This window comes from Corynebacterium sp. CCUG 51687 (genome assembly GCF_024453995.1).
In the GTDB taxonomy this organism is placed as follows: domain Bacteria; phylum Actinomycetota; class Actinomycetes; order Mycobacteriales; family Mycobacteriaceae; genus Corynebacterium; species Corynebacterium pseudogenitalium.
Genome location: NZ_JAGPYT010000003.1, coordinates 231,274 through 243,042 on the forward strand (window position 1 = coordinate 231,274; position 11,769 = coordinate 243,042).

The window sequence follows — 11,769 nt, forward strand, 5'->3', positions numbered from 1 at the left end:
CATTTCTCACCTCACTTTCCGGGGAAGCGTCCCCACATCAACTGAATCACAAATGGCGCCCAATGGGCCGTCGAAAAGAAAAGGAGAGAGCAGCCGTGAAGTTCCTCAATCTTGCCACTATGAGTGGTGAAAAACGTCAGCAAGCATTAGCGCGACTGCATGACTCAACCGGTGTAGGCGTTACCGGTGAGCTGGTCGCGGAAGACCTCGATGATCTTCCGGACGCAGTACTCGGCATTAGCCATACGGTCGTCGAGCGACCAAGCGCCATAGGACGCGACGGATTCCTGCACCCACTCGGCTACATCGAATTGGACCTCCCAATTGATGTGTACTCCGGGGTCACCGTCCGTCAAAGCGCCGGGCAACGTGGCGATGCGCGCGAGCTCCAAATCCTGATCACGCCAGATGAACGCCTCGAACTGATCGCATACACGGCTCCGAGTTTCGTCGACAGCGGGCGAATTGCTTTGAACGTGCAGGTTGATCACGCGCCACACAAGCAGGTGTCCACGTCGGTGCCTGTCCAGCCTGGACAGTTCGTGCAACCACCACAATGCGCTGCCGCGGTAACCGCCGGTCGCGTGGTAGGGCTGCGTGCTTTCGACGAGTCTGCGTGTTTTCTCGGAGAGCTTGCGAGGTACCAGGTTGCGGAAACCGTCTTCGGTTCGAGCGAGCGGGTAACTCAGCCGGCCGGCATCCGGTGGCGGGTCTTGGCTGGTGTCGAGAACCATGACTTCGTACATCAGGCCATCGAGAGCAGCACGCAGCTGGTAGAGCCACTCGCCGAACAACACGGTCAGCCGTGCTGGCAAGGGGCCAGGGTTATGCAACACCATGACGTGCTCGTTATTGCGGCGTTTGACGGAGTGCGTAACAGGGTGGGCCTGCAGGTGTTCGGACGAGACTGCCCACATCGTTTCACGGTGTTCAGCGGCTCTATCCACTCGCTCGAGAAGCACATCGAAACCATCGACATCAATCATGTAGCAAAGGATAACTGTGATGAATAGCCAAAGCAGATCACACGAATGTGGCACATACGAGGAGTTCCGCAAAGCCGAGGAAGCGCGAACGGAAAGGGTCACGAAGCGGTTTAGCAACACCTACCGAGGGTGGTCGATTGCGCTTTCCATTGTTCGACCAGTGGAAGAGGACTACGGGATATCAACCAGGTACGAGGAGGGATACGAACAGGCCTTGCTCGACATGTGCGCAGACGGCCTGATCAGCGCGGACGACTTCGAAGCGCTCGAGGACGCGGTCCAAAAACGGGCGAACCTCAACAAGGAAATAAAAAACCTGCGGTCACAGGAATAACCGCAGGCCAGCAAGTCACAGCAGAAAGGACTTACGACATGAACTCTACACGTACATACAGCGCGGCGGAAGTCGCGGCAATCCTCGGGATTTCGAAATCCACCATTTGCAAGTGGGTCAAGCTGGGCGAAGCCGAACAGCTCAAACCCATCAAGGTGGGCGAAGCCCTGCGGTTTCCCCGCGTTGTTATCGACGCACTCGCGCCAGAACCAGAAGCCGTTTAAGGAGCTAGCCATGAACACAGCAATGACACAGATCGCAATCAACTCACTCTTGGACGTGATTTGGCCAATCCTGCCCCCGCACATCCTGGAGCAGCTGGCGTACGTGTAGCCGCCACCACATAGGAGAAAACATGAACCACGAATCTAAGCCCGTAGAGCTGCTTCGCGAACACCTTGACGAGGCCATTAATGATTTTGCACGCGCCGTGAATCGGCTATTCGAATCGGGGCCGGAGTCTGAGGAAGCGGCGATCGCGAGTCTCAGGGAAGCTAACAACAGGATTGCGGAGATCGTGAGTAGACGGAAAAGGAAATCGGTCCGTCAGAAGCACCTGACGAACCGAGACCTTGAGCTACTTATCCATAAAGCCACGGGCTAGTGAAAAAAGTTCCCGTTGCCGGACAGTTATCTCTCGAACACGACGATTGTCCTCTTCACTCATTTGCCCAGGAATGAAGTTGTGGCTCTCGTCGTATGACTTGTCGGTAATCGAGTTCAGCTCTGATGTCAGAGCTTCAATCTCATCCCATACCTCATCTTCGGTCATCACTAATCACCTCGCTTTCCGGGGAAGCGTCCCCACAACAACTGAATCACAAGTTTTAGACATAGCCCGATCGGTGTAGTGCGGGTTCGACTCCCGCACCGGGCACTAGGCAGTGGCGTCGAGGGAACCTCGCGCCCTCGCAAGGCCATATCCGTTGGTGACAATGCGGCACTGTGCGTCCTCCACTGCCCTCCAAACGAATAACAAAAAGGAAGAAGAACAATGAAGACAGATGACTGGACGGCCATTGCGTCGGCGGTGGGTGTGCTGGATCAGCCCACGCCACTCACGCAGCGCCACCGTGTACCGCTCGGGCACGTTTCACCATCGGCGGCACATGTCCGCGCGACTGGCGAAGAGGCCGGGGAGCCGACCTGGAAAACGGTGGTGGGTGGCGTGATGATCGTCGCCACACTGTGGGCGATGTCGATGCTCGTGTGGGTGGCAGGTGGTGCAGCATGACGACGCCGGCCGATGCGCGACTCGACCCGCATTGGGTTGCGAGGCGCAATTTTCAGCAAGAAATTGGTGAGCTTGCGGCGTTTTACTTCGGGCGTGTGCCGGTGCGCTGGCAGGCGTATCTCGAGGACTTGCTCGCAGCCGATCCAGACGAGCCAGTGGTAAGCCCGGTGCTCTTTCCACGAAGTTCTGTCGAGGTTCGTGCAGCTTTGTGGGGGTTTGCGCTGGCAGCAGTGGTGTTTTCTGTCGGCCTGGCGATTGCGTTCGAGGTGCTGTGATGCCAGGCCAGGTGACACCGCTGCAGATGGCGCAGCAAGCAAGAAAACGCTCGCAGAAGGAGCGCTTCGGTGATTACTACGAGGCAGTCACCGACGTCGAAGAAATCTATAGGCACTTCGCGGAACAGTCGTGGTGCACCCCGGCAGATGCCGCATTGCTCACCCTGTCCGCGATTCTGGCAGTCCCAGAGGAGGAATGGTGATGACGCAGATTGAGATTCAAGGCCCACAGGTGCCATTACTGGTTGAGATCGTGATGGCTCGACTGCAGGAAGTGACACAGCGCTGCAGTGAACTGGAACGAGCCCTGTCCGATGTTCCGCGTACCCCGCCTGCAGAGGTGCAGCGCCTTGCGGAGCTTAAGGTCAAGCTCCAAAAAGCAAATAGGCGTGCCGGGTCTGCAGAGGAATACCGCACTCGGCTGCAGGAGGAGTTGAAGAAGTCTCAGGAAGAGCGGGAAGAGGCGCTAGAGTCCGCTCGCGTCTTGCGGAAGAAGAATCAGAATCTCGCGAGTGAGGCGGATAGCCTGCGCAAGCAACTGCTCGAAGAGCGTGAGAGTGCCGAGGCGGAGCGGAAGACCCGTGAAGAGGCCGAGCGCCAGCGGACCCATGCCAAGGGGCAGGCGACCAAGGCGAAGCGTGAGCTCGCGACGCTGCGCGAGAAGCTCAAGGAAATGGAAGAACAGTCTGCGCGCTCCGGCGCGACGTCGTGGCGCTCCGTGGAGCGTCACCTCGATATTGCGCTGAACGCGTTTGAGGACGACCCAGACAAGTCCTTCAACGCGCTCATGCGGGCAAAGCACGCGCTCGAAAACGAGGCCGGACGATGAGTAAGCGCAAGAGTCGACAGCCGCACTGTCAGTACTGCGGTGAGCCGGTGAAGTGGGCGTCGATCCCCATGAGCGGAAAGCGCATCGCGCTTGATGCGTCACCAGACCCGGGCGGAACGTTCATGGTGCAGAAGCGCCGTGATGCAGACGGCGCCGAGCACACCGTCGCGATGTGGCTCAACGAGCAGGAGGCTGCTTCAGAACACGCTCGCGGCACCCTGCTGTGGAAGCCACACCACGCGACATGCACAAAGCAACCAGGCCGGACAGCGCCCCGTGTGGACCCGGAATGGCTCGCAGCAAAGCTCGCGAAGCTCAACTTGCCAGGCGGGCGACGTGGATGAACGCGACCTTGACGTGTGGTGGAGCAAGCTGCCACTGAAACGAAAGCTCCAGTTGTGGCGGTGGCTGTCGAAAGACGACGGCCCCCACCGCGTACTGCCCAACCAACTACCTCTTATCGAAATGAAAGGAGAAGCACAATGACCCCAACCCCCATCAGCGAATCAGAGTCCGTGCTGACATGCCGAATGGATACCCTGTCTCGTGCACTGCGCGCGGCACTGAAAATTGCGGGCAAGAAAGAACTCGCTTATGTAAGGCTTGCCCGCATCGGCGTGGATAGGCTCGCTGTCTCGGCGGTCAACGAGAAAGCCACGTTCTCGACCACGCTGCACGCAAACTTCATGTACTGGAATGAGGAGCGCGACGATGCCATCGACATCACCAAGGCTGTCGCAGCCTCGCTCGCGGGCTTTGAAATCAAGATGCCAAACGGTCTCGACTCCGACCCGTTGGTATCGCTGCGCATCGGCGAGGAAGCCCTGCGTCTGCGTGACGAGACCGGACTGTTTCCCATCGCCCGCGGGCGCAACGAGTACCGCGAAGCCGACCCCGTGCTACCTGGCGACCACGAGGACGCGCTATCACGCACTGCTGTCTGGTCGGGATCGCCGTTCGTCATCCCACCAGACCAGCTCGTCACCGCTGCAGCTGTCGCCAAAACACTCGACCGCCCAGTTCATCTGATGCAGCGCCTCGTCAGAGATGCAGCCGTGCGCTGGTACGTCGTCGGCCCGGATTGGCGCTTATCGATGTCGACCCTGCCAGACAAGGAGGCCACGGTCGTCGAAGCCGAAGCTGCCAAGGACGCCACGAAAGACGACGCTGGCACAGGCGAGAAGACCACGCCCACCCCGGACGTGAAAGTCGTAGCAGCGAAGCAATCGGAGTTCGCCCCCGCATGATCCAAGGAACCTGCCAGCGACGGAAGTGGCGTCGAAAAGCCAACCAAGGCGAGCGCATCCCGTGGGATTCTGCCGACAAAGTGGTCATCCGCGACCCAGAACACGCGAAAGCCCGCCTGCTGTGCGCATCATGCCCAGCACTCGAAGCCTGCGAGAACTACCTCGCAGACAAGGAGCGCGCCGGGGTAAGCGTCGCTGGTGTCGTCGCAGGTCGCTACTGCGACCTACCAGCAGCCAGGGCGTCGCTGCTGCCACCAAAGGTCCTGCCGCGCCCGGAGGTTGCCGAGCAGCAGTCTCACTGCCGAGGCTGTGGGGCACTGATGTGGCCACAATGCACACCACCAGCACGGGTGGCAGCCAGCGAAGCCCCACAGCACCAAGGCGAGGGGCTGTGTGAAAACTGCTACCCACACCTATCCCGCACCAACCGAAACACCCGCTAACCAAGAAAGGAGGCCACCATGGCATGGACACGCCACGGCGATAACGAGCTGACGCACCCAGCTATGTCACGCCTCCTTTCTGCCACCGCACCAACCGACAACCCCCTCGCCGTCGACCACATCAAATGGGCCGCGGCATTCGGCGTGTTCTCCCTCCTAGCATCAGTCTCAGGCGCACACCTGACAGACGGCTACGTCGAAATCGGCATGATCTCACGAGTCGCGCCGGGCTGGGAGACCGAGGTTCTCGACATTCTGGAAGCCGCCGGGCTTGCCAAGCGAGTGAAAACAGCAGACCCGACGAAGCCAGAGGATCCTACTCAGCGGTGGATGATCAAGCTTGACCTCTCTGATGAAGAGTTCGTGCACATCCGTGCCCGCGAGGAGGTTGAGCTTGACCGTCGGCGCGCGAGAGATGCCAGAGATGAAGACATGCAGATGACTGTGCGGGTTCGTGACGGTGATCAGTGCCGTTGGTGCGGGCGCACTGTGTCTTGGAAAGCTCGTCGCGGTTGGCGTCGTGCGCAGATTGATTCATTGAATTCGCATCATGATTCGACGCCAGAGACTCTGGTAGTTTCATGTCACCGATGCAACGACCTTCGAGGGAAGGGAAAGGAGTTTAAGCTTCGACCAGCACCGAAGTATCCGTATTACACCGACCACACAATCGCTCTTGTGAATGCAAGCGCTTGGGCAAAAGACAATGGCGTGCACCTTGAATCGCGACAGACACGCTTGAATCTCGAGTCCGAAAAGGCAGCAGGCACAGGTGATGGTGATGATGTTGGCCACCCCGCAGCCGGAACGACACGTGCAGCAGCCCATCAAGAGGCAGCGCAGGACAGTGGAGCGCAGGGACGACAGTCACACCACACCAGTGAAGCGCCAGATCATCGTGGTAATGCCCCAATGGAGGACGCTCCGTGGTGGGTGATTGCAGACGATGAAGCGACTGCAGAGCTCGTGCGACAAGTGATGAAGAACCACCATCAGGCAGCAGGCACAGGTGATGGTGATGATGTTGGCCACCCCGCAGCCGGAACAACACGTGCAGCAGCCCATCAAGAGGCAGCGCAGGACAGTGGAGCGCAGGGACGACAGTCACACCACACCAGTGAAGCGCCAGACCATCGTGGTAATGCCCCAATGGAGGACGCTCCGTGGTGGGTGATTGCAGACGATGAAGCGACTGCAGAGCTCGTGCGACAAGTGATGAAGAACCACCATCAGGCAGCAGGCACAGGTGATGGTGATGATGTTGGCCACCCCGCAGCCGGAACAACACGTGCAGCAGCCCATCAAGAGGCAGCGCAGGACAGTGGAGCGCAGGGACGACAGTCACACCACACCAGTGAAGCGCCAGACCATCGTGGTAATGCCCCAATGGAGGACGCTCCGTGGTGGGTGATTGCAGACGATGAAGCGACTGCAGAGCTCGTGCGACAAGTGATGAAGAACCACCATCAGGCAGCAGGCACAGGTGATGGTGATGATGTTGGCCACCCCGCAGCCGGAACGACACGTGCAGCAGCCCATCAAGAGGCAGCGCAGGACAGTGGAGCGCAGGGACGACAATCACACCACACCAGTGAAGCGCCACCAGGTGGGTCTTCATCGAAATGTAACGAAATGGTAAAACCTGGCTCGAACCTAGAACGCCAGGGTTACGGACCTGGATTCGTCGGGACGGGACGGGACGGGAAGGGCAGGGCATTGCCTGCTCGTTCTACGGCTTCGCCTAAGCGGAGAAGGAAACGTGGAAAGAGAGGTGGAAAGAAATGATTGATGACCTGGATAGGTGGTTGTATCTTCTTGAGTCTCGTGCGCCTTTGCTTGATGATCTTTTGATTCCTCGTTGTGGTGGAGGTCAGAGTGCTGGGAAGCCGCCAGCGCGGAGAGGGTCGAAGCCTCCGCTTGTGGTTGATATTGCTGATTTGAAGAGTCGGGTGGAGGATACGCTCGGGTTCTGGTGTGGGCGCGTGGTCGCTGCGTCGGCAGCAGGTGAGTCTGCTCCTGCTGTGCGTGATGCGTCGGTACGTGCGCGTTGGTTGGCGCGGCATCTTGATGTGATTCGTCGGCAGGCATGGGCGGAGATGATGGCCGAAGAGATAGCAGGTCTTGCTGCCGTGGTCGTGGAGGTGGTCGAGCCTGCTAGCGAGGAGGTGGAGCCGCCAGATTTCGGGACGGCTAGGCAGATGCAGCGGTGGGCGCGTCACCTTGGCTTCTCGGTATCGAGGTGGAAGATTCAAGCCGCTATCGATAGCGGCCGTATCGAGTCGACACAGCGGCCAGACGGCGCGTTGCTTGTCCGTCTTGATGATGTTCTTGGGCTGGGAAAATGATTGTTTTCTTTGGACCAGCCACCCCTAGTGCTATGCTTGCGCATTGTAAGAAGTTTGAAGCCCCGCACCGCGAGTGATGGGGCTTTTGTTATGCCCTGATCCAGCGCATTCATCGAGGAGGTGCCCGGCCATGGCGTGGAAGCCGAACCGAGAGACGCACGTATCCACCGCGACACGGCAGCGAATACTGCGACGTGACGGCGCCCAGTGTGCCGCCTGTGGGACGCTCTCACCCCCGTTTGAGATTGACCACATCGACAACCGACGAACGGCGTTGTACCATCAGGACGAAAACCTCCAAGTGCTGTGTGTCCCATGCCATAGGTTGAAGACCCAGCAGGAGGCGCAACGCGGTTTCCGGAGAAAATACCCGCGCCGGGTGGACCCACACCCTGGCCGGATCGGGAAAATGTGCGGGCGAGGGGTGGGAGGGGACCCCGCCTGACCTGGGATTTCCGCGGGGGGCATAGTGCCTCTAATTTTGTACGGGTTACAGAAAACGCACCACCAGTAAGGTCTGCTTTTCTTCCGTTAAATGGTCTACCTTTGGTTTGGGGGTGATTTGCATGCCTGGTCCTGTGCCGAAGCGTGAAAGCCAGCGCCGTCGGAGGAACAAGAACTCGGACGGCCTGGCCACCGTGCGCGCCGTTGGTGCACCAAAAGTGAAAGCGCCGAACGTCAAGCCGGGCTGGCACCCTTTGATGAAAGAGTGGTACCGGTCGTTGAAAGTCAGTGGTCAGGCGGTGTTTTATCAGCCGTCGGACTGGCAAACGGCGCAGCTGCTTTGCCACGTGATGAGTGAAGCCCTCAACGGAGAGGAGCCGGTCAAAGCGTCGTTGCTCGCGGAGTTCAACCGGACGGCAGCGTCGCTGATGACAACGGAAGGTGAGCGCAGGAGACTGCGGCTAGAACTGGAAAACCCTGATGCTTTGCATCGGGACGAGGACGCAACAGTGTCGCTGATGGCGGCCTACCGAGACAAGTTCAACGACGAGCTCGGGTAAGTGAAAGGCGGTGGTCCACGTGGTTGCACCGCAAGATAGGCTTTCAACCCTGCCCGATGGGCTGCCGGACCTCACGCTTGGGTTTGAGGCGCTGTCCTGGGCTGCGAAGTACTTGAAGCATCCGAACGGCCTGCGTGCAGGCAAGCGCTGGGAGTTCACGCGCGAGCAGGCCCGGTTCGTCCTCTGGTACTACGCTGTCGACAGCTCTGGTGACTGGTTGTTCCACCGTGCTGCTCGGAGGCTGGCCAAGGGGTCGGGGAAGTCGCCGTTCGCGGCAGTTATGGCGATTATCGAGCTGCTGGCGCCGGTGCGCTTCGACAGGTTTGATGCTGCAGTTCCGGGTGGGTGCATCGGCAAGCCGGTGCAGATGCCGTGGGTGCAGATCGCGGCGGTTTCGTTTGACCAGACGGAGAATACCATGCGGCATGTGCGCGCGATGCTGAACCGGAACGTGGCAACGGAGCTGCACAAGGATTACGAGATCGACGTGGGTAAGACGCAGATCTTCGTCGCGCCGGAGGGCAAGCTCGAGGTCATTACTTCGTCTGCTGCCACGGCAGAGGGTGCGGAGACAACGTTTGTGATTGCCGACGAGCTCGAGCACTGGACGCCCGCCTCTGGTGGTCGTGAGCTGCACGCCACGCTCGTCGACAACCTCACGAAGTCGGGGTCGCGAATGATTGAGACACTCAACGCGTGGAAACCTGGCACTGATTCGGCTGGTGAGGACACGTTCGAAGAGTGGGTCGCGCAAGAAAACGGGCAGTCGAAGAACCATCGGCGAATCTTGATGGACGTCAGGCAAGCACCACCTGATACGGACTTGGCCGACTACGACTCGCTCAAGCGTGGTCTTGAGTTCGTCTACGCGGACTGTCCTTGGGCTGACATCGACGCGATTATCACGCGCATCTGGTCGAACCGGCGAACCGACGACTCGAAGCGGAAGTACTTGAATTGGCCGGTCGCGTCGTCCGATTCGTGGGTGCAACCACAAGACTGGGCACAAATGGTTGATGCGACCCGTGTGGTTGCCGACGGTGAGGATGTCGTCTTGTTCTTCGACGGCTCCCTGTCGCGCGACCACACCGCCCTGATTGGGTGCTGCCTGTCCGATGGCCACGTGTTCACCGTCGGCGTATGGGAGCCAGAGGCAAGAGACGACGGCGATGTGCCCCGTGTCAACATTGCTGCAATTGATGGCACTGTTGACGGCGCGTTTCAGCGATGGAACGTTGTTGCTTTCTTTGCCGACGTTCGCGAGTGGGAATCGTTCGTCAAAGTCGAATGGCCGGCACGCTACCGGGACCAACTGCAGGTGTGGGCATCACCGAAGTCGGCACACCCGGAACCGATTGCATGGGACATGCGCGGAAAAGACTTCTTGTTCACACAAGCAGCAGAGCTGTGCGCAGACGAAATCGCCCGACATGGGTTCACCCATGATGGTGATCCGCGGCTGACAGCACATGTGCACAACGCACGACGCCACGACGGCAGATACGGCGTGACCGTGCGCAAGGAGTCGCCGTCGTCCCCACGCAAGATTGATGCCTGTGTGTGCATGATCGGCGCCCGCATGGTCTGGCGTCTCGCACGAGACGGGTCGACCAGGGTGAAGCAACAGTCAAACAACGCGTTCTTTTTATAGATAGGAGGTGTTCGCTGTGTTTAACGAGACAAAAGCACGTGAGGCAGTCCAAACGTGTTTAGCTGCTCACATCGAGGAGCGCAAAGCCTTCGACGAAATCCACGAGTACATGATGCCGTGGACCGCCGATACAGCAGCGCGCCACATCGGTGCCAACATCAAGACGAAGAACAAGAAGATTCACGCAGAAATAGCGCGAATGTCAGTTGCCCCGTTCGTCGGACTGGTTGTAGACACCTACTCGCAGTCCTTGAAAGTCGACGGGTTTTACACCCAGGACCGCTCACGCGCCCAAGCATGGCAGTGGTGGCAACGCAACAAGATGCCAGCACGGCAGACAGGACTCCACCGCGCCGCCCTCACCTACGGCACGGCGTATGCCTCGGTCCTGCCAGCAAACCGTGAGGCAGTCCGAATCGGCGTGCATTCGCCTCGGCGAATGGTCACCTTGTACTCCGATTCAATCGGCATTCCAGGAAGATGGGGCTCAAGTGACGAATACCCAATGCTCGCACTGGAAATCGGCAAGGACTACCTCCGTCTCTTCGACGAGGAACACGTCTACTACTTCGGCATCGAGCACAAGCCACAAAGCGTCTCCCACTGGCTCGACAGAGCATTCATGCACCCGGCAAACCTGCCACTGATTGAAGTCCGACGCCACAACGTTGGCGTTGTCCCAATCGTGCGCTACCAAGACCGAATGCTTGCCGACGGCGAAGAACGCCGCGGCATCGTCCAACACCTGCTGGGCCTCCAGGACCGAATTAACCGAACCAACTACGAACAAGGCGTCGCCCAGCACTTCGCAGCGTTCAAACAACGCTACGTCGTCGGCTGGATGCCGACAGACGAAATTCAAGCATTCAAGCAGTCCGTCGCTGACACCCAGTTCTTCCAAGACGCCAACGTCAAAGTCGGCCAGTACGACGAAACCGACCTCTCGCGATACATCGAAGCCCGGCAGGCCTCCGTCAGAGACTTCGCAGCCCTTGCACAAGTGCCAGCCCAATCACTCGGCGCCAACGCAATCAGCAACATCTCAGCAGACGGCCTCGCCGCCCTCGAAACGTCGAAAGACCGACAAGCCGCCGAGATTCAAACCTCGTTTAGCGAATCACACGAACAGCTACTGCGCTTGTGTTGCCACGTCGTCGACGACGAAGAAGGGGCAAGTGACTACGAGTCAGAAATCCAATGGGAAGAAACCTCCGCACGCTCATTCGCCCAAACCGTCGACGGCCTCGGAAAGCTCGCCACCATGTTGGGCATTCCAGCAGAGGAACTCTGGCAAGACATTCCAGGCTGGACCAAGGAACGCGTTGAGCGGGCGCGCCGGGCTCGCAGTAGTTCGTGGTGGGTTGACCAGGAGGACCCGGTAAACCCGAGTGAGGGCTTAATCATGTAACGCTCTCGGTGAG

At 59.1% G+C, this 11,769-nt stretch carries 18 protein-coding genes; 16 read left to right on the plus strand and 2 right to left on the minus strand.

Going from position 1 to position 11,769, the window contains the following annotated elements; translation table 11 throughout:
• Window positions 1-164 precede the first annotated feature (164 nt).
• Entirely contained in the window at window positions 165-986 is an 822-nt protein-coding gene (locus KBX13_RS04745; RefSeq protein ID WP_256020980.1) for a hypothetical protein, read from the minus strand.
• 19 nt (window positions 987-1,005) lie between these two features.
• Between KBX13_RS04745 and KBX13_RS04750 the strand changes: the two genes are divergently transcribed.
• The 3 genes from KBX13_RS04750 (at window position 1,006) to KBX13_RS04760 (ending at window position 1,924) form a co-directional block, all read left to right on the plus strand.
• Complete coding sequence (locus tag KBX13_RS04750; protein ID WP_256020981.1) at window positions 1,006-1,320, plus strand: hypothetical protein; 315 nt, start codon at window positions 1,006-1,008, stop codon at window positions 1,318-1,320.
• 38 nt (window positions 1,321-1,358) lie between these two features.
• Window positions 1,359-1,544, plus strand: coding sequence for a helix-turn-helix domain-containing protein (locus tag KBX13_RS04755; RefSeq protein ID WP_256020983.1), 186 nt, complete (start codon window positions 1,359-1,361; stop codon window positions 1,542-1,544).
• 131 nt (window positions 1,545-1,675) lie between these two features.
• On the plus strand, window positions 1,676-1,924 hold the full coding sequence (locus tag KBX13_RS04760) for a hypothetical protein (RefSeq protein WP_256020984.1): 249 nt from the start codon (window positions 1,676-1,678) through the stop codon (window positions 1,922-1,924).
• Here KBX13_RS04760 and KBX13_RS04765 read toward each other — a convergent pair.
• Window positions 1,898-2,092, minus strand: a complete 195-nt coding sequence (locus KBX13_RS04765; protein ID WP_256020986.1) for a hypothetical protein — start codon at window positions 2,090-2,092, stop codon at window positions 1,898-1,900. The genes KBX13_RS04760 and KBX13_RS04765 overlap by 27 nt on opposite strands.
• A 222-nt stretch (window positions 2,093-2,314) precedes the next feature.
• Here KBX13_RS04765 and KBX13_RS04770 point away from each other — a divergent pair, with 222 nt between their 5' ends.
• The 13 genes from KBX13_RS04770 to KBX13_RS04825 all read left to right on the plus strand — a co-directional run bounded on the left by KBX13_RS04770 (window position 2,315) and on the right by KBX13_RS04825 (window position 11,756).
• Window positions 2,315-2,554: a hypothetical protein gene (locus KBX13_RS04770; protein ID WP_256020987.1), complete on the plus strand. Its 240-nt coding sequence runs from the start codon at window positions 2,315-2,317 to the stop codon at window positions 2,552-2,554.
• Window positions 2,551-2,829: a hypothetical protein gene (locus KBX13_RS04775; protein WP_256020989.1), complete on the plus strand. Its 279-nt coding sequence runs from the start codon at window positions 2,551-2,553 to the stop codon at window positions 2,827-2,829. The genes KBX13_RS04770 and KBX13_RS04775 overlap by 4 nt, the downstream gene beginning before the upstream one ends.
• Complete coding sequence (locus KBX13_RS04780) at window positions 2,829-3,032, plus strand: hypothetical protein (protein WP_256020990.1); 204 nt, start codon at window positions 2,829-2,831, stop codon at window positions 3,030-3,032. The genes KBX13_RS04775 and KBX13_RS04780 overlap by 1 nt, the downstream gene beginning before the upstream one ends.
• Window positions 3,032-3,658, plus strand: a complete 627-nt coding sequence (locus KBX13_RS04785; RefSeq protein ID WP_256020992.1) for a hypothetical protein — start codon at window positions 3,032-3,034, stop codon at window positions 3,656-3,658. Before KBX13_RS04780 ends, KBX13_RS04785 begins: the two co-directional genes overlap by 1 nt.
• Complete coding sequence (locus KBX13_RS04790; RefSeq protein ID WP_256020993.1) at window positions 3,655-4,002, plus strand: hypothetical protein; 348 nt, start codon at window positions 3,655-3,657, stop codon at window positions 4,000-4,002. The genes KBX13_RS04785 and KBX13_RS04790 overlap by 4 nt, the downstream gene beginning before the upstream one ends.
• Before the next feature lie 138 nt (window positions 4,003-4,140).
• The gene (locus KBX13_RS04795) at window positions 4,141-4,905 is read left to right on the plus strand and encodes a hypothetical protein (protein ID WP_256020995.1); all 765 of its coding nucleotides are present in this window, start codon (window positions 4,141-4,143) and stop codon (window positions 4,903-4,905) included.
• A complete protein-coding gene (locus KBX13_RS04800) occupies window positions 4,902-5,348 on the plus strand; it encodes a hypothetical protein (protein WP_256020998.1) in 447 nt (148 codons plus the stop codon). Before KBX13_RS04795 ends, KBX13_RS04800 begins: the two co-directional genes overlap by 4 nt.
• A gap of 18 nt (window positions 5,349-5,366) precedes the next feature.
• Window positions 5,367-7,133 carry a hypothetical protein gene (locus KBX13_RS04805; protein ID WP_256020999.1) on the plus strand — a complete coding sequence of 589 codons (1,767 nt, stop codon included), beginning with the start codon at window positions 5,367-5,369 and terminating at the stop codon, window positions 7,131-7,133.
• A gap of 134 nt (window positions 7,134-7,267) precedes the next feature.
• Window positions 7,268-7,693: a hypothetical protein gene (locus KBX13_RS04810; RefSeq protein WP_256021001.1), complete on the plus strand. Its 426-nt coding sequence runs from the start codon at window positions 7,268-7,270 to the stop codon at window positions 7,691-7,693.
• A 130-nt stretch (window positions 7,694-7,823) separates the two neighbouring features.
• Window positions 7,824-8,138, plus strand: a complete 315-nt coding sequence (locus KBX13_RS11520) for an HNH endonuclease (protein ID WP_370687313.1) — start codon at window positions 7,824-7,826, stop codon at window positions 8,136-8,138.
• Window positions 8,139-8,259: 121 nt separating this feature from the next.
• A complete protein-coding gene (locus KBX13_RS04815; protein ID WP_256021002.1) occupies window positions 8,260-8,697 on the plus strand; it encodes a hypothetical protein in 438 nt (145 codons plus the stop codon).
• A 19-nt stretch (window positions 8,698-8,716) separates the two neighbouring features.
• Window positions 8,717-10,348 carry a terminase large subunit domain-containing protein gene (locus KBX13_RS04820; RefSeq protein WP_256021004.1) on the plus strand — a complete coding sequence of 544 codons (1,632 nt, stop codon included), beginning with the start codon at window positions 8,717-8,719 and terminating at the stop codon, window positions 10,346-10,348.
• Between the two features lie 16 nt (window positions 10,349-10,364).
• The gene (locus KBX13_RS04825) at window positions 10,365-11,756 is read left to right on the plus strand and encodes a phage portal protein (RefSeq protein WP_256021006.1); all 1,392 of its coding nucleotides are present in this window, start codon (window positions 10,365-10,367) and stop codon (window positions 11,754-11,756) included.
• The last annotated feature ends 13 nt before the right edge of the window (window positions 11,757-11,769 follow it).